Raw genomic sequence first — 22,729 nt, forward strand, 5'->3', positions numbered from 1 at the left:
CGTTCGCCAGACCCGTTATTGGTCTCGCAGGTTAAACGGACGAATGTAAGGCAGTGCTTCGGTATCCAGGGAGGTGCCCTTGGAGCCGGTACCCACGCTACCCAATCCTTTCATTTCAAATTGAATACCCAGGCTGCGCTCGGACGTCGGGGTCATGTTCACGTTGTCCGGGGTATTGACCCACTCCAGGTTGAAGTTGATGCTCCAGCAGCAGGAGTCGTATTTCAGCCCCACCTTGCGATCAGACTTCACGTTCTGGTTGAGCTCCTGATAGTAGCCGCCATACAGGTGCCACTGATCGTTGAGCGGGGCGGTCAACAGCAGGCCAATCTGGTTGAGATCGGTCACCTGACCCTTGTTGTCGAGGTCGTAGTTGGCATCGCGCACGAAGCGGTGGTTCAGCTGGCTTATCAGCTTCTCGCGGCGGTACTCCAGGGCGCTGTTGGAGGCGCTCATCTGGCGCTGCTCCACATCATATTGTGCCCCGGCATGGGCGAACCACTGCTCGTTGATCTTGGCATCCCCCTCGAACGACAGGGGGGAGCGGTTATTGGTGTTCACCACGTCGCTGGAGTAGAGCTTGACCCTGGGCGCGACGAAGTCGAAGGCTTGGGCAACGGCCAGCCGGATTCGTTCATCGCCTTCGGGATCATAAATACGGGTGGTGACCCCCACAGAGATGCGGTTGGAGTCGCTGATGCGATCCAGGCCGGCGAAGCGGCGGTCACTGAACAGGCTGTAGTAGTCCTGGCGCATGGTGGTGGAGTCGTAGACCCCTATGTTGTCCTGATCCTTGTAGGGCACATAGAGATACTGAAATTCGGGCTCCAGGGTCTGGCTGGCAACCTCGCCGAACCACTGCTGATCACGCTCGAAGGTCATGCCCCCCTTGAGGCGGAACGAGGGCAGCACCCGAGTGATGGTACCCTCTTCCAGCGTCACCTCGTTCGAGCCTTGCGGGGTGAAACGACTGGTGAAGGTGCTGCTCATGTTGTCCGGTACCGTCTGATCGTAGTGGGTGTACATCAGCTTGTACTGGCTGTCGAGGAAGTAACCCGCCTCGTCGATGAGGGGAATGGTCAGGGTTGGCGCCGTGTAGAAGCGGGTACCCGTGTAGGCCTCTCCCTGATTCTGGGCGATGGCCTGATCGTTGTTGTAACCGAAGTTGGTCAGCTCGGTATTCCAGGCCAGATCGTACCAGCTGCCCTGCTGGTAGTAGTTGTGGTTGATGCGTGGCATCAACTCGTGGGGCTGCTGGGCGCTGGCCAGCAGGATCTGGTAGGTCCGCACCTCGGCATTGAGGTTCCAGTTCTGCTGGAAGTAACCGGCCATCAGGGACTGCTGCAACTGGTTGTCGACCTGGGTCCCCACTCTGGGGGAGAAGTCGTTGAAGTAGTTGTAGTCCCGGTCCCTTACCTTGGTGTAGTCCACCGACACCCGCAGGGCATTGTCCATGAACATGGAGGTGTGGCGGGCGTTGAGCAGATAACGGTGACCATCGGACAGGTTGTCATTGAGGCTGTCGGTCTCGTCGTACTGCTTGTCGTCGGCCAGGTTCTCGAAGTAGAGGCTACCCACATGGGCCGGATCCGGCATGTAGCGGAACTCGACCTGCTCCATCAGACCGCGTCTGTCCATGAAGCGAGAGGTGATGGTCGCGTCGTAGTTCGGCGCTATGTTCCAATAAAACGGCTGGGTGATGTCCATGCCGTTCTTGGAGCTTTGGGTGTAGCCAGGGTAGAGCAAACCAGTCTTGCGCTCATCCTTGATGGGGAAGTTGATGTAAGGAAAATAGAAAACCGGGTAGTCATAGAGCCAGAGGCTGGCGTTCCAGGCCTCCCCGAACACCTCGCCCTGATCGATGTCGATGCTGCCAGCCTTCAGGGTCCAGGCTTCCTGGCCCGGTGGGCAGGTGGTGTACTGGGCCCCTTCCAGGGTGATGTTCTGGTTGTTGTTGGTCATGGTCACCTTGTCGGCAAAGCCGCGCACCGGTGAGCCATGGACCTGGTACTTGCCCTCTTCCAGCTCGGAGTTCTTGGTGTCCAGGTTGGATTTCAGGGTCTTGTCGCTGGTGACCGTGATCTGGCCATCATTGTAATAAATATTGCCGATGGCGATGACATCCCGGCTCTTCTGGTCGAGTTGGGCATAGTCGGAGTCAAATTTGCGCACCCCCTGACGAACCTTGACGTCACCCTCATAGACGGCGGTGCCGCCCTGCTTGGCCTCCAGGCGATCCGCATCGACTTCGACGGGCTGGGCGTTGGCTTCCTCATTCGACTTCGGTTTCTCTACCTTGGGCACATAGTCATAGCAGAGGCTGTCGAGGATCCCGGTGGCCGGTGGCGCATTGAATGGCGCGGCCTGGACCGTGAAGGGGCTCAGGGCTGGAACAAGGCTGATAGTCAGGGCGATGGGACCAGAAGCTCCCAGTGTCCATTTTGTCATGTGAAGGGCTCGCGCAATCCGTGGTTAAGACGGTTGATTCAGGGCATGCATTTTATGTCAGGATCCATCGAGTTGACATTGCATGTCATTGCTTTATGTTAGCCGGCAATGATAAAGCATTATTGCGGCCAGGGCTAACAGCCAAGTGCTGCTTTCCAATTTGGTCCCCGACTCATGCACGATCGCGATTCCCTGTTATTGCACTGGGCGCGCCGGATCTCCGGTGATGCCAATCTTCAATTGACCCTGATCTCCGGTGACGCCAGTTTTCGCCGCTACTTCCGTGGTGCCGGTCTGGTATGGGTGGATGCTAATCCGAAAACCGAAAAAAATCATGAATTTGTTCGTAATGCCAGCGCATTGACGCAAGGCGGGCTGTTGGCCCCCGAGGTGCAGGCGGTGGACTATGAACAGGGTCTGCTGGCGGTGACGGATCTCGGTGATACCCAGCTTATCAGCTGCCTGGACTCCCACAACGTGCAGGCCTGGTATGACAAGGCCATCGCCCTGTTGCCGAGGCTAGGAGCGGTCGAGCTGGCGCTCGATCCTTTCGATGAAGCCTTTATGGCGCGGGAAGACAGCATCTTCCCCGAATGGCTGCTGGGCCATCGCCTGCAGCTGACTTTGAGCGAGAGCGAGCAACAGCTGCTGGCTGACACCTTCTCCTGCCTCACCGCCAACAACCTGGCCCAGCCCCAGGGGGTGATGCACCGGGATTTCCACAGCCGCAACCTGATGGTGTGCGGTGGCGACAGCCCCGAGACCAGCACCCTGGCGGTGATCGATTTTCAGGACATGGTCATTGGCCCCCTGAGTTACGATCTGGTCTCTTTGCTCAAGGATTGCTACGTGCGCTGGTCTGATGATGTGATAGAGCAGGGCATGCGCCACGGCTTTGCGACCCTGAGTGAGGCCAAGCTGCTGGCCGAGATCGACTATGGGAGCTTTCGCCGTCACGCCGATCTCACTGGCATGCAGCGCCATCTGAAGGCGACGGGCATCTTCGCCCGCCTCTGCCACAGGGATGGCAAGTCAGGTTACCTGAAGGATATTCCTCGCACCCTGGGCTATGTGGTGGATGTGTGTCGCCTGCATGGGGATAAATACCCTGTGTTGTCTCGTTTCGGCGTGTGGTTGCAGAGTAATATTCTGCCTGCAATCGAGCGGGTGGGGGCGTCGGCATGAAGGCGATGATCCTGGCCGCCGGGCGCGGCGAGCGGATGCGTCCGCTCACCGATCTGCTGCCCAAGCCCCTGCTGGCGGTGGGGGGCAAGCCGCTCATAGCGCACCATATCGAGAAGCTGGCGGCGGCCGGCGTGACGGAACTCGTCATCAACCACGCCTGGCTCGGCCACAAGCTGGTGGAAGCCCTCGGTGACGGCCGCCAGTTCGGGGTGCAGATCCAGTGGTCGGCGGAAGAAACCGCCCTCGAGACAGCGGGCGGCATAGTGCAGGCACTGCCCCTGCTGGGCTCTGAGCCTTTCCTGGTGATCAACGGCGATACCTGGCTGGACCTGGACTACCGCACCCTGGTGAATCAGGCGCTGGGTGAGGATCTCGCCCACCTCTGGCTGGTGCCCAATCCGCCCCAGCATCCTCACGGGGATTTCGCGCTGCAAGCTGGCCGAGTGCAGGACGCCCCTGCGCTGACCTTCAGCGGGGTCGGCATCTATCATCCCGCCGCCTTCGCCGATCTTCCCGCTGGCGCGCGCAAGCTGGCGCCCCTGCTGCGCGCCTGGATGGCGCAAGGCCGGGTCGGTGGCGCCCTGTTGGCTGGGGAATGGCGAGACATAGGCACAGTCGAGCGGCTGCGAGAGCTGGATGATGAACTCCAGGCCGGGGCCGCACAGCCGCACAACTAATATACGATCGCGTCGCCTGCCGCCCTCTCAGGGCCTGGTGACGTGCTTATCAATCTCACGAGGTCTTGAACCATGCGTATTTGGGGTAAGGTGCTTGGCGCCTTCTTCGGTTTTCTGCTCGGCAACATCTTCGGTGCCCTGCTCGGCCTCTGGATAGGCCACCGTTTCGATCGGGGCATGGGCATGTCCTTCCGCCGGGCGCCCACCCAGCAGCAACAGGCAGTCTTCTTCCACGCCACCTTCGCCGTCATGGGCCACATCGCCAAGGCGAGCGGTCAGGTCACGGAGCAGGAGATCCGGGTTGCCTCCAACCTGATGGACAGGATGCGTCTGTCCGGCGAGCAGCGAGTGCGGGCTCAGGAGTCGTTCCGGCAGGGCAAGGAGAGCGGTTTCCCCCTGCGAGAGACCCTCGCCGAGTTCCGTCAGGCGAGCCAGGGCCAGCGCGATATCCTGCGCTTCTTCCTGGAAGTCCAGCTGCAGGCCGCCTTCGCCGATGGCCGGGTCGAGGCCGATGAACGCGCCATCCTGCAGACCATCGCCGACGAGCTTGGCATCAGCCGCATCGAGCTGGCGCGCATTCTGGCCATGGCCGAGGCGCAGATGAACTTCTTCCATCGCCAGCAGCAGGCCGGCGGTCAGGGTCAGCAGTATCGGCAGGAGGCTCCCTCGGCGGATCGCCTCAAGGATGCCTACCAACTGCTCGGGGTGAGCGAGAGCGACAGCGATCAGGACATCAAGCGCGCCTATCGCAAGGAGATGAGCAAGCACCACCCGGACAAGCTGGCCGCCAAGGGGCTGCCGCCCGAGATGATGGAGATGGCCAAGGAGAAGACCCAGGAGATCCAGCAGGCCTGGGAGTGGATCCGCGAGGCACGCGGCATCCGTTAACCCTCTCCGGTGAGCGAAAGTCAGCCATAAAAAATGCCCGTCGATGACGGGCATTTTTGTCTCTGGAAACCGGGATTAGTGGCTGTCGACCCAGACGAACTTCAGCACGAACAGCAGGGCAACCACCAGCACGCAGGGGTTGATCTCGCGCCAGCGGCCAGTGCCGGCCTTCATCACGCAGTAGGAGATGAAGCCCACAGCGATCCCCTCGGTGATGGAGAAGCTGAACGGCATCATGACGGCGGTCATGAAGGCCGGCACCGCTTCGGTCAGGTCTTCCCACTTCACGCGGGTCAGCTCGGAGCACATCAGCACGCCCACGTAGATAAGGGCGCCAGCGGCGGCGTAAGCGGGCACCATGGCGGCGATGGGGGAGAAGAAGATGGCCAGCAGGAACAAGATGCCGGCGACGATGGCGGTCAGACCGGTGCGGCCACCCACGGCCACGCCCGAGCTGCTCTCGATGTAAGCCGTGACCGAGGAGGTACCCATGAAGGCGCCGCCCACGGAACTCACGCTGTCCACTACCAGCGCCTGCTTCATGCGCGGGAAGCGACCCTGATCATCGGCCAGCTTGGCACGGTTGGTGACCCCGATCAGGGTACCGGACGAGTCAAACAGGTTGACCAGCATGAAGGAGAAGATGATCCCGGCCAGGCTGATATCCAGGGAACCCATCAGGTCCAGCTGACCGAACACAGGAGTGATGCTCGGCGGCATGGAGATGAAGCCCTTGAAGGTCACATCGCCGAACAGCCAGCCCAGGGTGGTGGTGACGACGATGGCGATCAGCACGGCGGAGTGCACGCCGCGGGCGGAGAAGATGCAGATCAGGAAGAAGCCGAGCAGCCCCAGCAGGCAGGGCAGGGAGGTGAGGTTGCCCACGGTCACCATAGTAGCGGGGCTCGCGACCACGATACCGGCGTTGTGCAGGCCGAGCAGGGCGATGAGCAGGCCGATACCGGCTGTGATGCCGACCCGCAGGGTGAGCGGTATGTTGGCAATCAACCAGTAGCGCACCCGCAGCAGGGTGAGGATCAGCAGGCCCAGGGCGCCCCAGAAGATGGTGCCCATGCCGACCTGCCAGGAGTAGCCCATGCCGGCCACCACCACGAAGGCGAAGAAGGCGTTCAGGCCCATGGCGGGGGCCAGGGCGATGGGCAGATTGGCCAAGAGGCCCATCAGGATGCTGCCGATGCCGGCGATGAGGCAGGTGGTGACGAACACGGCCTGGGTGTCCATGCCCGCAGCGGAGAGGATCTGCGGGTTGACGAAGACGATGTAGACCATGGTCAGGAAGGTGGTGATCCCGGCGATGAGCTCGGTGCGGGCCGTGGTGCCATGACCTTTGAGGGCAAACAGACGCTCGAGCAATCCTTGCCCGGCCGCCTGACTGGTGGCTTGATGTGGTTGATTCATGTTGGATTCCAATGGGTGACGTGAAATAAGCAGCAGGCGCGGTCGGACCCATCCATAGGGGCTCTGACCTGGTCGTTGGCGAATTCATCGCCAGACTCGTCCTGATACCGTGACAGCGCGCACATTTTTACACAGGCGAGCGCGTTTACAAACCCTGGATCTGCGAAGCGGATCAATGAATAGAGCAAAAATTCAAACGTTTGCTCTCGCGGTAGGAAAAAAGAGGTTCGATAGAAACCAGTTGCCGTGGCACCCGTCTCAGAGGGCCCTGAAGTAACGCTCCACCAGCTGGGCCAGCAAGGCATCGCTGCGCTCCTGCAACGTGGCGAGGGTCAGTCCCATGCGCAGCAACAGCAGGCTGGCCTGCTCCTCACTCAGCTTGCGCCCCTCGATGAAGCACTCCTGCTCCGGCAACTGCTTGTCATGGCGCGGGATCAGCACCCAACTCACCCGCTCGGGTTCGATGGCGGCGAAGATCCGGCTGGCGGCGGCGCAGAAGGTATCGATATGGGATTTGCCATCCGGCCCGAGGCAACCGGGCTCGACTCGGATCTGGATGGTGAGTTTCTTCGTACTGCCTGTGTTCTGCTGCATGGCCTGGGATCGCTGGGGGAAAGAGGCTGATTATAGAGGGTTGTCGTCCCTTTGAGAGCCCCACGAATGGCAGGAGATGTCGTGATAGCGGGCTCGGCTGGCAGGATGCAGGCCGGTGCAGTATCCGGCCCGGGAGAGCGTTATTGCACGCTCCCCAGCTCGCCGTCTTCGGCTGCGCCGGCCACCATGTGGGTGAGCTCTTCACAACGCAGGATCCGGCCCCCTTGCACCACGAAGTGGGCGAACACCTCTATCTGGGCGCGGGAGCCATCCGCCTTGGTGACGTCGACCCTGTGGTGGGTCAATACATTCTCCTGCTGGCTGGCGATGGCCAGCACAGTGACATGAATGGCCCGGGTGATCTGCTTGAGCTTCGCCATATGAGCGACGAAGCCGGCATAATCCAGCGACTTGCCATCGACCCATTGCTGGTAGTGCGGTGAGAAGAAGGCCGAAATCTGTGCCTCGTCGTGCAGAGGGTGACAGACAATCTCGAACAGCGCCTGTTCAACGATGGTGGAGGGATTCATGGGCATATTCCGCGAGTGGTGGGGTGAGGGAACCAGCATAGCGCCGACCCCCTTTGGTATAGTAACGACAGTCCGACATTGAATACGGAGCAGCGGCCATCATGACCATTGAGCAGAGCATGAGTCTGATACATCCGCGCAGACATGAAACCCAGTGGCACCAGCATGCGACCGGTCAGCTCTATTGGGTCAGGCGAGGCATTATCATGGTGGAGACAGATCAGGCACAGCACGCACTGACCCTCGGCAGCGTCGGCTGGTTTCCCCCCACGTGGCGGCACCGCGCCTGGATGCCAGCAGACAGCGAGTGCCATAGCCTGCATCTGGATGCGCAGGGCAGCGCCGGCTTGCCGGCCTATCCCTGCGTGCGCGCCGCGGATCACTTCCTGTTGCTCCTGCTGGACAAGGTGCTGCTTGCCCACGAGCAGGCACCTGGCGATCCATACCCGGCGCATCTGCTGGCGGTCATGACTGACGAGATAGGGCGGGCTGGCGAGTTGCCGTTGCAACTGCCGCTCCCCGCAGACAGGCGAGCGCGGCAGGTGGCAGAACTGCTGCTGGTACAGCCAGATTGCGCCCTGAACCATGAGATGCTGGCGCAGCAGAGTGGCCTGAGTAGTCGCACCCTGAGTCGCCTGTTCAGCCAGCAGACCGGGCTCAGCTTCAGCCAGTGGCGGCAGCAGGCGCGGCTCATCCATTCCCTCGCTCACTTGCTGCAGGGGGACGCCGTGGCCCTGGTCGCGGGGCGCTGTGGATATGAGAACGTCAGCGCCTTTATCGCCGCATTCAGATCGCGCTTCGCCCTGACCCCCGGCCAGTTTCAGGCTCGCCAGATGAGATGAGCCTATTCCAGTTATCCGGGCTTCTCGCCGGCAAATACTCGGCCAATCAAGGGGAAGGCGAGGCCATAGGGTGAAGGGACTGTTTGGGATTAGGTGTTCTTGCGCCGTCCTTGGGGAAGCTGGTCTCACCGGATGTTGCTAACCACAAGGTCGTCGGGGCGTTGAGACTGTCCTTCTTGCAATCCGCTTGTCCAATATCTGAATAAAAAAGGGGAGCTAGTGCTCCCCTTGTCCGTACCTGCGCTGACTCGCCTTACTTGGCGATGCGCTTGTACTTCGCGCGGTGCGGCTGAACGGCCTCGGCACCGTAGGTCTTCTTCTTCCACTCTTCGTATTCGGTGAAGTTGCCCTCGAAGAACGCGATATTGCCCTCGTCCTGGTAGTCCAGGATGTGGGTGGCGATGCGGTCGAGGAACCAGCGATCGTGGGAGATGACCATGGCACAACCCGGGAACTCCAGCAGGGCGTTCTCGAGCGCGCGCAGGGTTTCGATGTCGAGATCGTTGGTCGGTTCATCGAGCAGCAGCACGTTGCCGCCGGTCTGCAGCAGCTTGGCCAGGTGCAGACGACCACGCTCACCACCGGACAGCTCGCCGACGCGTTTCTGCTGATCGGCGCCCTTGAAGTTGAAGCGGCCGATATAGGCGCGGCTCGGGAACTCGTAGTTGCCGATGCGCAGGATGTCCTGACCGTCGGCGACCTCTTCGAACACCGTCTTCTTGTCGTTCATGCTGTCACGGAACTGATCCACCGAGGCCAGCACCACGGTATCGCCGAGGGTGATGGAACCGGAGTCCGGCTGCTCCTGGCCCGACATCATGCGGAACAGGGTGGACTTGCCGGCCCCGTTAGGGCCGATGATGCCGACGATGGCCCCCTTCGGAATGGCGAAGGTGAGATCGTCGATCAGCACGCGATCACCGTAGGACTTGCGCAGGTTCGCCACTTCCAGCACCTTGTCGCCGAGGCGGGGTCCGGGCGGAATGAACAGCTCGTTGGTCTCGTTGCGCTTCTGGTAGTCGTTGGTGTTGAGCTCCTCGAAGCGTGCCATACGGGCCTTGGACTTGGCCTGACGGCCCTTGGGGTTCTGGCGAACCCACTCCAGTTCCTTCTCGATGGACTTGCGGCGAGCAGCTTCCGAGCTCGCTTCCTGCGCCAGGCGGGCATCTTTCTGCTCCAGCCAGGAGGAGTAGTTGCCCTCCCAGGGAATGCCCTCGCCACGGTCCAGCTCCAGGATCCAGCCCGCCACGTTGTCGAGGAAGTAGCGATCGTGGGTGATGGCGACCACAGTGCCCTCGTAGTCGTGCAGGAAGCGCTCGAGCCAGGCCACGGATTCCGCATCCAGGTGGTTGGTCGGCTCGTCCAGCAGCAGCATGTCCGGTTTTTCCAGCAGCAGGCGGCACAGCGCCACCCGGCGGCGTTCGCCCCCGGAGAGGTGCTTGATCTGGGCATCCCAGGCTGGCAGACGCAGCGCATCCGCCGCGCGCTCCAGCTGGTTTTCCATGTTGTGGCCACCCTGGGCGGCGATGATGGCTTCCAGCTCGCCCTGCTCGCGGGCCAGCTTGTCGAAGTCGGCGTCCGGCTCGGCGTAGGCCGCATAGACCTCGTCCAGCCGCGCCATGGCACGTTTGACCTCGCCAACGGCCTCTTCCACCGCTTCGCGCACGGTCTGCTCCGGATCCAGCTTCGGCTCCTGGGGCAGGTAGCCTATTTTGATGCCGGGCTGCGGGCGGGCTTCCCCTTCGATATCGGTGTCTATGCCCGCCATGATGCGCAGCAGGGTGGATTTACCGGCACCGTTCAGGCCCAAGACGCCTATCTTGGCGCCCGGGAAGAAGGAGAGGGAGATGTTCTTGAGAATATGACGCTTGGGCGGCACGACCTTGCCGACTCTGTTCATGGTGTAAATAAATTGAGCCATTGGCTAATTCTCTTCCTTTTCAGCAGTTTAATGTCTTGGCATTAACAGACTGATGGCGTGGTGGGGCCAGGTTGGCACGGGCCAACCCGGTTCCAAAAAACCAGTCGATTGTAAACCAATGGACAGAGGGCGGCAAAGCCGTCGACTTATGGGGTGCCCCATAGGGGGAAGGGCTCATAAAGGGGATGAAGATGAGAGAAAGGGCCGAGCAAGCAGCGGCCGGATCCCGCGAGCGCCAGACTTAATTTTTCCTTAAGTCTGACTCGATAGGCTTGGGTTTAACGGGTTGTTTTAGCGTCTGAATAGAGGTTGTCATCGCGCGGATCTCGCCTCCTTGAGCTGATTGTGCCCCGAGTAATAGAGCACCCGTTGGACATACTCCTGGGTCTCCTGATAGGGGGGCACGCCGCCATAGCGCACCACGGCCTGTTCGCCGGCGTTGTAGGCGGCACTGATCCTGATCCAGTCGGGGCCGAACTGCTTCTCCAGCCATTTCAGGTAGATCATGGCGCCGCGGATGTTTTGCTCGGCGTCGAACGGACGGGTGACGCCGAAGCGGACCTGGGTCTCGGGGATGAGTTGCATGACCCCCTGCGCCTGCTTGGGAGAGACGGCGAAGCTGTTCAGATTCGACTCGGCGATGGCGATGGCCAGCGCCAGTTGCGGATTGACCTTATGGCGCTTGGCCGCCTGGCGGATCATGCCGGCCAGCTTCTGCTTGCTCATGGACTGGCGGGCCAGATAGCTGTCCTGATCGAAGGGGGTCGAGGGTTGTATCCAGGGTGCTCCGCCCGAGCCACCTCCTACGCCGCAGGGACCGAGGGGGGCATTGCCTACCCGGGTGTTGTAGTAGCGGGCGGCCTGCTGGTTGCCAAGGCGCATGGCCATGGCGAGGTAGGCATTGGCCTGACGGGCGCTGCGGATCCCTTGCGGGCCACGGGCCAGCAGACGACCGATGCGAAAATAGGCCTCCGGGTTGCCGAGACTGGCGGCATTGCAGTAGTGGGCGATGGCCTGTCTCGGGTTGCTGCGCTCCATGGCGGCGCCCTGGCGCAGGGCACTCATCGCCTTGGGGGCCTGGCGAAAGGAATCGGCGTGGGTCGATGCGGTGGTCAGCAGGAGCAAGATCCCCCAGCCCCAGGTGCAGAGTCTCTGCATGATGGATACCTCATTTTCGTATCCGCAAGATATAGGCTCGATATGGGGGCGCTGCCAGCCGGCCGATGGAACATGTGGTTATGTGCGTGGCTATCAGAGATGAAAACGGTATGGAACTTTTGGCAGAGAGGAAAGCTCCCTTTCAGCCAGCCTCAGGAACAATGGCTGTGAGGCAGTCCAGGAAGATTGTTCGCTCCATTAAAAATGATAAACATGTCATTTACTGGGTGGTAAACTTTCATCGCCGTGTTTAACACCTTGTATTTTAATGAAGTTATGAAAGCAGTCTGCGCACATAGGATGTGCGCAGACGGCAGACATGGTTGCCTTTTGGTCATGGTCGGGAAGCTCATATGGTTTATGCAGTCGATGTATCCGTCGTCGTCCCCGCCAAAGATGAGCGGGACAATCTGGCCCCCCTCATCGGCGAGATAGAGGCCGCCCTCGGCGGGCGATACGCTTACGAGTTGATCTACGTGGACGATGGCAGCGAGGATGACAGCTATGCCGTGCTCTGCGCCCTGAAGGCGCAATACCCGGCGCTGCGCGTGATACGCCATGCCAGGGCCGTCGGCCAGAGCATGGCGGTGTTGAGCGGGGTGCGTCACGGTCGCGGCGAGTGGCTGGTGGTGCTGGACGGCGACGGTCAGAACGATCCCGCCGACATCCCCGCCATGTTGGAGGAGGCCAGGCGCCGATTTGCCGCGGACTCAGGCCAGGTGGGGCTCATCGGCCATCGCGTCAATCGCCGTGATGACTGGGTGAAGCGCCTCTCCTCCAGACTGGCCAACGGTTTTCGAGATCTGCTGCTGCGCGACGGCATCCCGGATACCGGCTGCGGTCTGAAAGTCGTGCGTCGCGACTGGTATCTGCGCCTGCCCAGCTTCAACCATATGCATCGCTACATTCCGGCCCTGATCCAGGCCCAGGGAGGGCGCATGTCCCCTTGGCCGGTCAATCACAGGCCACGTCAGGCGGGGGTCTCCAAATACGGGGTCTGGAACCGGCTATGGGTCGGGCTGGTGGACGTGGTCGGCGTCTGCTGGCTGCAGCGCCGCTCCAAGGTGGTTGACGTCAGGGAGATACTGGAGTGATTGATTCCGTGTACTCGACGGCACTGACTTGTCTGGACTGGGATATTGCCCGACATGTCATCGGCTTGGATCAGGAGTGGCCGACATGATGGATGCCATGCTCTCTATGCCACTCGACTGGCTGGATTGGACCGGCTTGCATGTCACCGGCTGGAAGCTCATCGGCTACACGGGGGCGCTGATGTTTGGTGGCCGCTGGCTGGTGCAGTTCGTCGCCTCTAAGCGGGCTGGCAAGCCGGTCATTCCGCGCATGTTCTGGTACATGAGCGTGCTCGGCAGCCTGATGACCCTGAGCTACTTCATCTTCTCTCCCAAACAGGACTCCGTCGGCGTGCTGCAAAACCTCTTCCCCACCTTCACCGCCCTCTACAGCCTCTACCTGGATATCCAGCACAGGGGCTGGAAACGTGACAAGGTTATCCGTGATGGCGAGGTGCACCATGGTAAATGATCGCGCCCTGCTCAATCAGACCACCCTCGGCTGGTTGCTGCTGATCGCCCTGGTGGTGCTGGCGGCGGGCCTCGGTATGCGGGATCCCTGGCCGGCAGACGAGCCCCGTTTCGCCCTGATCGCCAAGGAGATGGTGGAGAGCGGCCAGTGGCTGTTCCCCATGCGCGGGGGCGAGATCTACCCGGACAAGCCTCCCATGTTCATGTGGGGCATCGCCCTTGGCTATCTGTTGACCGGATCCATCAAGGTGGCCTTCCTGCTGCCCTCCCTGTTGGCGGGTCTGTTGACCATAGTGCTGGTATGGGACCTGGGGCGCCGGTTGTGGAACCCGGCAGTCGGCTTTATGGCCGGCTTGCTGCTGCTGTTCACCGTCCAGTTCACCCTGCAGGCCAAGACGGCCCAGATAGATGCCCTGGTGACCTTCTTCATTACCCTGGGAGTCTATGGCTTCGTCCGCTTCCTGCTCTGTGGCGGGGGTTGGCGCTGGTACTGGCTCGGCTGGTTTGCCGCCGGACTTGGCATCATCACCAAGGGGGTGGGGCTGCTGGCCCTGCTGATCCTGATCCCGGCGCTCTGGACCCACAGGGAGCAGATCCGCGCCGCCTCCAGGGCCGACTGGCTCAAGGGATTGGCCGGACCGCTGTTTCTGCTGCTGGCTATCGGGTCCTGGCTGGTACCCATGCTGCTGGCGGTGTCCCAGAGCGGCGATCCTGTCTTGCAGGCGTATCGGGACAACATTTTATTGCGCCAGACGGTCACCCGTTATGCCAACTCCTGGCACCATGTCAAACCCTTCTGGTATTACCTCACCTCAGTGATACCCCCCTTCTGGCTGCCGCTCTCCCTGCTGCTGCCCTGGCTGGTGGTGGCGTGGCGCAAGGCGATCCAGGGGCAGGACAAGCGCATCATTTTACTGCTCGGCTACCTGGTGCTGGTGGTGCTCTTCTTCTCGCTCTCACCGGGCAAGCGCGGCGTCTATGTCACGCCGGGCACCCCAGTGTTGGCCCTGCTGACGGCGCCCTTCATCGCCGAGCTATTGCTGCGGCGCTGGCCGGGGCGGCTGCTGTCGGGCCTTGGCTGGCTGCTTGGCATCATCTGCATCGGGGGCGCCGTGGCGCTGGCCTTCAGCGCCAAGCTGGCGAGCAAGGCGGGCGAGATTGGCCCTGCGCCCTGGCTGCCGTTGCTGGCCATGGGGGCGGCACTGCTGGTGACCAATGCCCTGCTGCGCCGGGCACCCCTTTGCGCCATTCTGACTTCGCTTGCCGTGGGCTGGCTCATCTACTCCAGCTGGATCTGCGTGCGACTCAACGACATGCGCACCCCGCAAGGGGTGATGACACTGGCATCCGAGCGGGTACCGGCGGGGGATGAACTGCTGCTGGCAGGCTTTAAAGAGCAACATCTGCTGTTTTCAAAGCAGCCACTGAAACATTATTCCTATCAAATGCCGGATGAGCAGCAGGCTCGCGAGGCGGCCGCCTGGGTCGCCGCGGCCCCGGGACGCTGGGTATTGGGGGCCGCCGATCTCATGGAGCGCTGCTTCGAGCCAGATCGCATGGACAACCTCGGCAATCGCCATCGCACCGACTGGTTGCTGGCGAGGGCCGATGCCCTCAAACCGGTTTGTCAGGGGTTGACTCCGCAAATCGACCCCTTCAGCTACACCCCTGGGCCCTGAGCGGGGAGGGATGTTCGGGACGATATAAAAGGGGCTGCCACTGGCAGCTCCTTTTCCATGGTCAGATCAGGCTGGCCCGCTTAGACCCGATAGTAGTCCCGGTACCAGGCGACGAAGCTGGCGACCCCGGCCGACAGCTCGACCCTGGGCTTGTAGCCGGTCACCTCGAACAGGGATTCGGTATCGGCCCAGGTGGCGAGCACATCCCCCGGCTGCATGGGCAGCAGGTTGCGGATGGCGGGTTTGCCGAGGGCCGCTTCGATGGCTTCCACGAAGTCCAGCAGCCGCACCGGGCTGCCGTTGCCTATGTTCAGCAACCGGTAAGGGGCCGAGCTGGAGTCCGTCTGCCCGTGCCAGGCCGGGTTCGCCTGGGGCGGGCGATCGGCGACGCGCACTATCCCCTCGATTATGTCGTCGACATGGGTGAAGTCCCGGCTGAGCTGGCCCTGGTTGTAGATGTCGATGGGCTCGCCCGCGAGGATGGCGCGCACGAACTTGAACAGGGCCATGTCGGGGCGCCCCCAGGGGCCGTAGACGGTGAAAAAGCGCAGACCCGTAGTGGGCAAGCCGTAGAGGTGGGAGTAGGAGTGGGCCATCAGCTCGTTGGCTTTCTTGCTCGCCGCGTAGAGGGAGACAGGGTGATCGACCCCATCCGAGGTCTTGAACGGCATCTGCTCGTTGAGGCCATAGACCGAGCTCGACGAGGCGTAGATCAGGTGCTGTACCTCGTGGTGGCGACACCCCTCCAGCACGGTGAGGGCGCCGGTGAGGTTACTGTCGGCGTAGGCAAAGGGGTTGTCCAGCGAGTAGCGCACACCCGCCTGGGCGCCGAGGTGGATCACCCGATCGAACCGCTCGCTGGCACTTTCGCGGGTAAAGAAGGCCGCCATGGCTTCCCGATCGGCGAGATCGATCCGCTCGAAGCGAAAGCCGGGCAGGGGCTGGAGCCGGGCAAGGCGCGCCTCTTTCAGGCTCACCTCGTAGTAGTCGTTCAGGTTGTCGATGCCGACCACCTGATGACCGTCAGCGCACAACCGCCGGGCTAGGTGGAAGCCGATAAAGCCGGCGGCGCCGGTGACCAGGTATTTCATTTGCCTTGCTCCAGACTGTCGCCCCGGCCGATGGCGTAATAGGTGAAGCCACGCTGGCGCAGGCGGGCCGGATCATAGAGATTGCGCCCGTCGAAGATGACGGCTTGTTTCAGGGTGCGCTGGATCAGCTCAAAATCGGGGGCGCGGAACTGCTGCCACTCGGTACAGATGAGCAGGGCATCGGCGCCCTTGAGGGCCGCCTCCTGGGTGCCGCACAGGGTCAGATCGTCGCGCAGGCCGTAGAGGTGTTGGGCCTCGTTCATGGCCTGGGGATCGAACGCCTGCACCTTGCCGCCGGCGGCCCAGATGGCCTCCATCAGCACCCGGCTCGGCGCCTCCCGCATGTCGTCGGTATTGGGCTTGAAGGCGAGGCCCCAGAGGGCGAAAGTGCGCCCCGCCAGATCGCTGCCAAAGTGCTGGTGCAGGCGCTCGATGAGCCTGTGTTTCTGGCGATCGTTGACCCGCTCCACCGAGCGCAGCAGGGGGGCTTCGCAGCCGATCTCGCTGGCGGTATGGATCAGTGCCTTCACATCCTTGGGGAAGCAGGAGCCGCCGTAGCCGCAGCCCGGGTAGATGAAGTGGTAGCCGATGCGCGGATCCGCCCCTATGCCCTTGCGCACCGCCTCGATGTCGGCGCCCAGCTTCTCCGCCAGTCCCGCCATCTCGTTCATGAAGGAGATTTTTGTCGCCAGCATGGCGTTGGCGGCGTACTTGGTCAGCTCGGCGCTGCGCGCGTCCATCTGAATGATGCGATCGTGGTTGCGGTTGAAGGGGGCGTAGAGCTCCTCCAGCAGCGCCATGGCGTGGGTCGAATCCGTGCCTATGATGATCCGATCCGGCCGCAGGCAGTCGGCGACCGCGGCCCCCTCCTTGAGAAACTCCGGATTGGAGACCACTTCGAGGGGCAAGCTGACGCCGCGCTCAGCGAGGATGCCACCGATATGCTGGTGTACCCGATGGGCCGTGCCGACCGGTACTGTGCTCTTGTTGACCACTACCTTGCCGCCTTGCATCAGGCGCCCTATGGCGCCAGCTACCGCCAAGACATGCTGCAGATCGGCCGAGCCGTCCTCATCCGGCGGCGTGCCGACCGCGATGAAGAGCAGCTCGGCAAAGCTCACCCCTTGTGCCACGTCCGTGGTGAAGTGCAGGCGGCCAGCCTGATGGTTCGTCTGCACCATGGGGGCGAGGCCGGGTTCGAAGATGGGAATGATGCCCTCTTTCAGGCGTTCGATCTTGGCGGCATCCACGTCCACACAGGTGACCTGATGACCCATCTCGGCCAGCACGGCGGCCTGAACCAGGCCCACGTAACCGACCCCGAATACGGCGACTCTCATCCTTTGTTGCTCCGCAGGCTGTTGCAAGGCCTTCATTTTAGAATGATTCTGCCTCGCGAGCAGCGGGAACCGCCGGGTTTTTCAGGCTGGCGTCAGGTTTGGAGAGGGGCGTGGGATATTTTGGTGCAACCCATGTAACGCAGCGCTGACGCGCACCATTTTGGCGCATTTGGCCATGGACTTGTGATCCGGCTCACTCAAATTGGACACTGTGCCCATAACGAAGCCCTGACCACGGGGCTCGCGGCCTAATTCGGGCCAATAAACACTCTTTTCACTTCGCTATGGACACAGGTTATGGACAACAACTCCCGCTCCGCGCATCCGTTTTATGAGGATGTGCTCGCCCTGCTGACCGCGGCAGGCTTCGTCTCCCTCGGTATTTTTCTGTTTCATCAGGTGGGATTGCTCACCGGCGGCACGGCGGGTCTGGCCTTGCTGCTGCAACAGCTGACGGGCCTGAGCTTCGGCCTGCTGTTCTTTGGCATGAACCTGCCGTTCTACGCCCTGGCCTGGCTCAGGATGGGACCGAGATTCACCCTCAACACCTTCGCCTCGGTGGCGGCCGTCTCCTTCATGACGGATCACCTCAACGCCGTGCTGCAGATAGGCAAGATAGAGCCCGTGTACGCGGCGCTCATCGGCGGCACCCTGATCGGCATGGGACTGCTCATCATGTTCCGTCACAAGTCGAGCCTAGGGGGCTTCAACATCCTGGCGTTGTTTATCCAAGACAAGTTCGGCATCCGCGCAGGTAAGCTGCAAATGGGGCTGGATTGTACCATAGTGGTCGCCTCCTTCTTCGTTGTCTCCCCCTGGTTGCTGGCCCTCTCCGTGGTCGCGGCCATCATCTGTAACCTGGTGTTGACACTCAACCACAAACCGGGCCGCTATCAGATAGCCTGATGTGGTTTTGCCAGTTGAAACAAACAGAGCGCCTTCGGGCGCTCTGTTGTTATCTGCGTTGTGCTGACGAATTTGCGGCTACACCACCATGGGCAGGCCGGTATCCGGATGGTGCAGCACCTGGGCCGGGTAGTCATAGAGGCGAGCGATGAGCTCAGGGGTCAGCACCTCGGCCGGGCTTCCATCCGCCATCAGGCGCCCCTGCTCCAGCATCACCAGCCGATCCGCATAGCGCGCCGCCAGGTTCAGGTCGTGCAGCACCACCAGCACGGCCGTGTTGCGACCGGCGAGGGCGCGGGCCATGGTGAGCAGCTGATGCTGGTACTTGAGATCGAGCGCCGAGGTGGGCTCGTCCAGCAGCAGCAGGCGGGGCCCTTGCGGCTCGTCCGGTGCTTGCCAGATCTGGGCCAGCACCCGGGCAAACTGTACCCGCTGGCGCTCGCCGCCGGACAGGCCGGGATAGAGGCGACCGGCCAGGTGCTCGACCCCGGCATGGGTCATGGCGGCTTTGACTATTTCGTCACGGCGGCTGCCCGGTTCGCTATGGGGCAGGCGGCCCATGGCCACGACCTCTTCACACAGGAAGGGGAAATTCAGGGACGAGCTCTGGGGCAGCACGCCGAGCCTGTGGGCCAGATCCGTGCTGGCCCAGCCTTGCCGGGGGTGGCCGAACAGGTTGATCTCGCCGTCATAGTCCAGCTCGCCGGTCAGGCACTTGAGCAGCGAACTCTTGCCCGCCCCGTTCGGGCCGAGCAGGGCGGTCAGGGTGCCCGCCAGCAGGGAGAGGCTGAGCCGATCCAGGATGAGACGACCGCCCCGGCTGAGGCTGACGTCTTGGCAGCCCAGCAGGGGAGAAGAGGATGATCCGGGCAAGATGACGATCTCCTGTTAAAACGTCCGGCGACTCTTGACCAATAGCCAGATGAAGAAGGGGGCACCGAGCAGGGCCGTGATGATGCCGACCGGCAGTTCGGCCGGAGCCAGCAGGGTGCGGGCCAGCATGTCGGCGCCGAGCAACAGGGCAGCGCCGAGCAACGCGGAGAGGGGCAGCAGCCGGACATGGTTGGGACCGGCCAGCAGCCGTACCAAGTGCGGCACCACCAGGCCGACGAAGCCGATCATGCCCGCCACCGCGACGGCGACACCGACGCCGGCGGCGGTGAGCAGGATGAGCCGACGCTTGAGGGATTGCACATTGACCCCCAGATGGCGGGCCTCACCCTCTCCCAGCAGCAGGGCATTGAGCGGGTTCGCATTCCGCATGAACAGCAGCAACAGCGCGGCCAGGGTCGCTAGGGCCAGCACTACGTCCATCGGCTTGCCGGCGGCCAGGGATCCCATCTGCCACAGGCTGAGGTTGCGCAGCATCTGGTCGTCTGCCAGATAGGTGAGCAGGCCGATGACGGCGCCAGACAGGGCCGTGATGGCGACCCCGGCCAGCAGCATGACAGTGACCGAAGTGCCCCCTTCCCGGGTGCCCAGCAAATATACCAGCGTGGTGGTCAGGGCGCCGCCGAGGAAGGCGAGCAGGGGCAGCAGGCCGAGGCCGAGCAGGGTCTGCAACTGCTGACCCAGGGGGGCCAGCAGCACTATGGCCAGCGCCGCACCGAGGGCGGCACCGCCGGAGACCCCTATTATGCCGGGATCGGCGAGGGGATTGCGAAACAACCCCTGCATCACGGCGCCACAGAGGCCGAGTATGCCCCCCACGGCGATGCACAACAGGGTGCGGGGTAGGCGGATCTCTTGCACGATCAACAGCTTGTGCGCCTCTATCCCGCTCTCTTTACCGGCAAACAGGGCCTGCAGGCTCTCGCCAAACGACAGTGACATGGGGCCGGTCGCCAATGAGCCGACCAGCAGCACGGCCAATGCGCCGCAGACGAGACAGAGTAGCCAGGGCAGGGGCAGACGCATCATGAACCCTGCTGGATCCACAGAGCTATCTGGTTGGCCTGTTGCAGGGAGCGCAGGCTGAGGCCCCCTTGCAGGGCATGACCGTCGATGGCGTGGATGGCCTTGCTCTTGCCAGCCGGGGTGGCGGCCAGGGCCGGCACCTGGGCCAGTACACTATCGATGTTCTGATATTGCTGCCAGTCACGACCGCTCACCAGCACCAGATCCGGCTGCATCTCGATGAGGGATTCGGTAGACACCGGCTTGTAGTCATGGAGCTGGGCCACCGGGTTGACGCCGCCCGCCAGGGTGATCAGGGCGCTGGCGGTGGTGTTGCCACCGGCGATGCTGGTGGGCTGACCCTTGTGCAGCAGCAGGAAGGCGACCTTGAGGGGCTTGTTCTGCTTGGCCTGGGCCGCCAGCTTGTCGCTCTGGCTTGCTATGTCGGCCTTGAGCTTGGCGCCCGCTGCCGGATCTCCCAGCAACTGGGCCAGGGTGTCGATGCGTTCGTTGAGGTTAGCGAGCGTCGGGGCTGTGGCCATGACGTCGACCTTGACGCCGGCGCGGCGCAGTTGATCCAGGGCGGCATTGGGGCCCATCTCGTCGCTGCCCACCACCCGGGTCGGTGCCAGACTCAGGATACCTTCGGCGGCCAGGGCTCGGTGATAACCGACCTTGGGCAGGTTCTTGGGTTCCGGGCTGCTCACATCGGTGGCGATAATGCTCGACTCGCCACCCAGGGCCAGAATGAGTTCTGTGGTGGCCGGGCCGACACTGACGATGCGCTCTTGCGCCATGGCGGGCAGAGACAGGGCGGACAGGGAAAGAGTGGCGCAGCCGAACAGGCTGAGAGCGAGGGCAAAACGACGGCCCATGCGAACCTCCGAGGGGTGAGTGAGAGTGGGATTGTCGCTGAGAATATCAATCCCGGCAGGAAATTGCACTGATAATAGAAGCGATTATCAATTGCGTTAGGGGGGCCGCTTTATTACAGTATCCGCCGCGAGACTGAGCACCATAGCCAGATCATCCAAGGGAGAAATGATGAGCATTGCACAACGCATTCATGAGCTGCTGGCAGACGATCCCAGCGCCCATCCCTCCAGCATCGCCACCCAGCTGGCGGTCAGTGAATGGGAGGTGGTGCGCCACCTGCCCGCCGAATTGATGACCCAGGTCCCGGCCGATCAGGCCGAAGCCCTACTGGCGGATCTGGCCAGCTGGGGCCAGGTGACCACCATCGTCGAATCCGATGGCTCCATCTTCGAGGTGAAGGCCCCCTTCCCGAAAGGCAAGACGGCCCGTGGCTACTACAACCTGATGGGTCGTGACGGCGAGATGCACGGTCATCTCAAACTCGACAACGTGGTCGGGATCGCCCTGGTCAGCAAGCTGTTCATGGGCAAGGAGGGGCATTCCTTCCAGTTCTTCGGCCACAGCGGTCGCTGCATTTTCAAGATCTATCTGGGGCGTGACGAGCAGCGCCAGCTGCTGACCGACCAGGTGGAGCGTTTCATGGCGCTGCGCCATCAGTATCAAGAGGAAGTGAAAGCATGAGTGAACGTCAGGAACGTCTGCAGAACCGTCTGCAACCGGAGATCCGTGAGTTTCGTGACGGTTGCCGTACCCTGCAACTCGCGACCGTAGACAGCGAAGGTAACCCCAATGCCAGCTATGCCCCCTTCGTGCTGCAGGAAGATGGCTACTATGTGCTGATCTCCGAAATCGCCCGCCATGCCCGCAACCTGCAGCAGGTGCCGAAGGTCTCCCTGATGCTGATCGAAGACGAAACCGGTGCCCGCGAGCTGTTTGCCCGCAAGCGCCTGACCTTCGATGCGGTGGCCGAAGTGGTGGCCCGCGATGACGTGCGCTGGGAAAAGGCCATCGGGGCCCTGGAAGGGCGCTTTGGCGAGATCGTCAAGGGTCTCTCCAACCTCAAGGACTTCGTGCTGTTCCGCCTGAAGCCCGAGCAGGGCCTGTTCGTCAAGGGCTTCGGCCAGGCGTTCCGGGTCTCCGGTGATGAACTGGTGGACTTCGTGCACCTGGTGGAAGGCCACAAGCGTGTCGATAACGGCGCCGAGCTGACCAGCGAGACCGACGCGCCAGTCTGAGATGGTGCGTCCTTGAGATGAAAAACGGGCAGCCTTGGCTGCCCGTTTTGTTATCTGGCTACACCGAACCGACTCAGTCCTGCCAGGAAGCCCGGTTGGGGAAGGCGCTGCGATCGGCCTGGGTGGCGGTCTCGTTGCACTCTCCCCGGATCTTCCAAGAGGTCTGGCTCAGCACTATGTAGCCGCTGCGGCAGTATTTTTGCTCCGCCAGGGTCTGGGTCAGCTGCTCGTCCTGCAGGGCCTCGCGGCGTTCCAGCAGGCTGCGGTTATTGCGGCTGAGACGGCTGTCATCATCGCCTTGCAAGCGGCTCGGCAAGACGTCGAGGGGGGCGGCCTCGAAGGTGAAGCGCTTGCTCCCCTCTTCGTTGATATGGGTCCGGAACAGGGGCGCCGGACCATCGGGGGCCGATCCCGGCAAGCCGGAACAAGCGGTGAGCGGCGGCAACAGCAGCATGCAGAAAACGGCAGGCAATAGACGCACGAGGGACTCCATCAGTTCA

Annotated in this window: 22 protein-coding genes; 10 read left to right on the top strand and 12 right to left on the bottom strand. The window is 62.2% G+C overall.

Translation table 11 applies throughout. The features are described 5' to 3' along the window. Positions 1 to 15: 15 nt before the first annotated feature. A complete protein-coding gene (gene lptD, locus CUC44_RS01100) occupies positions 16 to 2,448 on the bottom strand; it encodes an LPS assembly protein LptD (RefSeq protein WP_100858166.1) in 2,433 nt (810 codons plus the stop codon). Between the two features lie 174 nt (positions 2,449 to 2,622). Between lptD and CUC44_RS01105 the strand changes: the two genes are divergently transcribed. From CUC44_RS01105 to djlA, 3 genes are all read left to right on the top strand, one after another. Next, entirely contained in the window at positions 2,623 to 3,633 is a 1,011-nt protein-coding gene (locus CUC44_RS01105; RefSeq protein WP_100858167.1) for an aminoglycoside phosphotransferase family protein, read from the top strand. Then, a complete protein-coding gene (gene murU, locus CUC44_RS01110) occupies positions 3,630 to 4,310 on the top strand; it encodes an N-acetylmuramate alpha-1-phosphate uridylyltransferase MurU (protein WP_100858168.1) in 681 nt (226 codons plus the stop codon). Before CUC44_RS01105 ends, murU begins: the two co-directional genes overlap by 4 nt. A 72-nt stretch (positions 4,311 to 4,382) precedes the next feature. Beyond that, entirely contained in the window at positions 4,383 to 5,198 is an 816-nt protein-coding gene (djlA, locus tag CUC44_RS01115) for a co-chaperone DjlA (protein WP_100858169.1), read from the top strand. Between the two features lie 75 nt (positions 5,199 to 5,273). Here djlA and CUC44_RS01120 read toward each other — a convergent pair whose 3' ends face one another. The 3 genes from CUC44_RS01120 to CUC44_RS01130 all read right to left on the bottom strand — a co-directional run bounded on the left by CUC44_RS01120 (position 5,274) and on the right by CUC44_RS01130 (position 7,741). Then, on the bottom strand, positions 5,274 to 6,617 hold the full coding sequence (locus CUC44_RS01120; protein WP_100858170.1) for an NCS2 family permease: 1,344 nt from the start codon (positions 6,615 to 6,617) through the stop codon (positions 5,274 to 5,276). Between the two features lie 258 nt (positions 6,618 to 6,875). After that, complete coding sequence (locus CUC44_RS01125) at positions 6,876 to 7,211, bottom strand: hypothetical protein (protein WP_100858171.1); 336 nt, start codon at positions 7,209 to 7,211, stop codon at positions 6,876 to 6,878. 140 nt (positions 7,212 to 7,351) lie between these two features. After that, positions 7,352 to 7,741, bottom strand: a complete 390-nt coding sequence (locus CUC44_RS01130; protein WP_100858172.1) for a nuclear transport factor 2 family protein — start codon at positions 7,739 to 7,741, stop codon at positions 7,352 to 7,354. A 119-nt stretch (positions 7,742 to 7,860) separates the two neighbouring features. Between CUC44_RS01130 and CUC44_RS01135 the strand changes: the two genes are divergently transcribed. Then, positions 7,861 to 8,583: an AraC family transcriptional regulator gene (locus CUC44_RS01135; protein WP_208621007.1), complete on the top strand. Its 723-nt coding sequence runs from the start codon at positions 7,861 to 7,863 to the stop codon at positions 8,581 to 8,583. 253 nt (positions 8,584 to 8,836) lie between these two features. Here the strand turns inward: CUC44_RS01135 and ettA are convergent, their stop codons facing one another. Continuing rightward, on the bottom strand, positions 8,837 to 10,504 hold the full coding sequence (gene ettA / locus CUC44_RS01140) for an energy-dependent translational throttle protein EttA (protein ID WP_100858174.1): 1,668 nt from the start codon (positions 10,502 to 10,504) through the stop codon (positions 8,837 to 8,839). A 312-nt stretch (positions 10,505 to 10,816) separates the two neighbouring features. After that, the gene (locus CUC44_RS01145) at positions 10,817 to 11,662 is read right to left on the bottom strand and encodes a lytic transglycosylase domain-containing protein (RefSeq protein ID WP_100858175.1); all 846 of its coding nucleotides are present in this window, start codon (positions 11,660 to 11,662) and stop codon (positions 10,817 to 10,819) included. Positions 11,663 to 12,015: 353 nt separating this feature from the next. On the opposite strand from CUC44_RS01145, the gene CUC44_RS01150 reads away from it, so the two are divergent. The 3 genes from CUC44_RS01150 (at position 12,016) to CUC44_RS01160 (ending at position 14,885) form a co-directional block, all read left to right on the top strand. Further along, on the top strand, positions 12,016 to 12,756 hold the full coding sequence (locus CUC44_RS01150) for a glycosyltransferase (RefSeq protein ID WP_100858176.1): 741 nt from the start codon (positions 12,016 to 12,018) through the stop codon (positions 12,754 to 12,756). A gap of 85 nt (positions 12,757 to 12,841) precedes the next feature. Beyond that, positions 12,842 to 13,207 carry a lipid-A-disaccharide synthase N-terminal domain-containing protein gene (locus tag CUC44_RS01155; protein WP_244166697.1) on the top strand — a complete coding sequence of 122 codons (366 nt, stop codon included), beginning with the start codon at positions 12,842 to 12,844 and terminating at the stop codon, positions 13,205 to 13,207. Then, positions 13,197 to 14,885, top strand: coding sequence for an ArnT family glycosyltransferase (locus tag CUC44_RS01160; protein WP_100858177.1), 1,689 nt, complete (start codon positions 13,197 to 13,199; stop codon positions 14,883 to 14,885). The genes CUC44_RS01155 and CUC44_RS01160 overlap by 11 nt, the downstream gene beginning before the upstream one ends. 80 nt (positions 14,886 to 14,965) lie before the next feature. Here the strand turns inward: CUC44_RS01160 and CUC44_RS01165 are convergent, their stop codons facing one another. Next, positions 14,966 to 15,976: an NAD-dependent epimerase gene (locus CUC44_RS01165; RefSeq protein ID WP_100858178.1), complete on the bottom strand. Its 1,011-nt coding sequence runs from the start codon at positions 15,974 to 15,976 to the stop codon at positions 14,966 to 14,968. Further along, complete coding sequence (locus CUC44_RS01170) at positions 15,973 to 17,379, bottom strand: UDP-glucose dehydrogenase family protein (RefSeq protein WP_279627807.1); 1,407 nt, start codon at positions 17,377 to 17,379, stop codon at positions 15,973 to 15,975. The genes CUC44_RS01165 and CUC44_RS01170 overlap by 4 nt, the downstream gene beginning before the upstream one ends. A 234-nt stretch (positions 17,380 to 17,613) precedes the next feature. Here CUC44_RS01170 and CUC44_RS01175 point away from each other — a divergent pair, with 234 nt between their 5' ends. Next, a complete protein-coding gene (locus CUC44_RS01175) occupies positions 17,614 to 18,222 on the top strand; it encodes a DUF6198 family protein (RefSeq protein WP_100858180.1) in 609 nt (202 codons plus the stop codon). A gap of 78 nt (positions 18,223 to 18,300) precedes the next feature. On the opposite strand, the gene CUC44_RS01180 is transcribed toward CUC44_RS01175, so the two are convergent. The 3 genes from CUC44_RS01180 to CUC44_RS01190 are packed head-to-tail and all read right to left on the bottom strand — an operon-like array spanning position 18,301 to position 20,993. After that, entirely contained in the window at positions 18,301 to 19,095 is a 795-nt protein-coding gene (locus CUC44_RS01180) for a heme ABC transporter ATP-binding protein (protein WP_100858181.1), read from the bottom strand. Positions 19,096 to 19,110: 15 nt separating this feature from the next. Continuing rightward, positions 19,111 to 20,142 (bottom strand): FecCD family ABC transporter permease, encoded by a 1,032-nt coding sequence (locus CUC44_RS01185; RefSeq protein WP_167388737.1) that lies wholly within the window; start codon positions 20,140 to 20,142, stop codon positions 19,111 to 19,113. Beyond that, positions 20,139 to 20,993 carry a heme/hemin ABC transporter substrate-binding protein gene (locus tag CUC44_RS01190; RefSeq protein WP_100858182.1) on the bottom strand — a complete coding sequence of 285 codons (855 nt, stop codon included), beginning with the start codon at positions 20,991 to 20,993 and terminating at the stop codon, positions 20,139 to 20,141. Before CUC44_RS01190 ends, CUC44_RS01185 begins: the two co-directional genes overlap by 4 nt. A gap of 169 nt (positions 20,994 to 21,162) precedes the next feature. Here CUC44_RS01190 and hutX point away from each other — a divergent pair, with 169 nt between their 5' ends. Further along, positions 21,163 to 21,675, top strand: coding sequence for a heme utilization cystosolic carrier protein HutX (gene hutX / locus CUC44_RS01195; protein ID WP_100858183.1), 513 nt, complete (start codon positions 21,163 to 21,165; stop codon positions 21,673 to 21,675). Continuing rightward, positions 21,672 to 22,229 (top strand): heme utilization protein HutZ, encoded by a 558-nt coding sequence (gene hutZ, locus CUC44_RS01200; protein ID WP_050718091.1) that lies wholly within the window; start codon positions 21,672 to 21,674, stop codon positions 22,227 to 22,229. Before hutX ends, hutZ begins: the two co-directional genes overlap by 4 nt. A gap of 73 nt (positions 22,230 to 22,302) precedes the next feature. Here the strand turns inward: hutZ and CUC44_RS01205 are convergent, their stop codons facing one another. Further along, positions 22,303 to 22,710 carry a hypothetical protein gene (locus CUC44_RS01205; protein ID WP_100858184.1) on the bottom strand — a complete coding sequence of 136 codons (408 nt, stop codon included), beginning with the start codon at positions 22,708 to 22,710 and terminating at the stop codon, positions 22,303 to 22,305. Positions 22,711 to 22,729: the final 19 nt, after the last annotated feature.

It is taken from the genome of Aeromonas lusitana (assembly GCF_002812985.1).
GTDB classification, from domain to species: Bacteria; Pseudomonadota; Gammaproteobacteria; order Enterobacterales; family Aeromonadaceae; genus Aeromonas; species Aeromonas lusitana.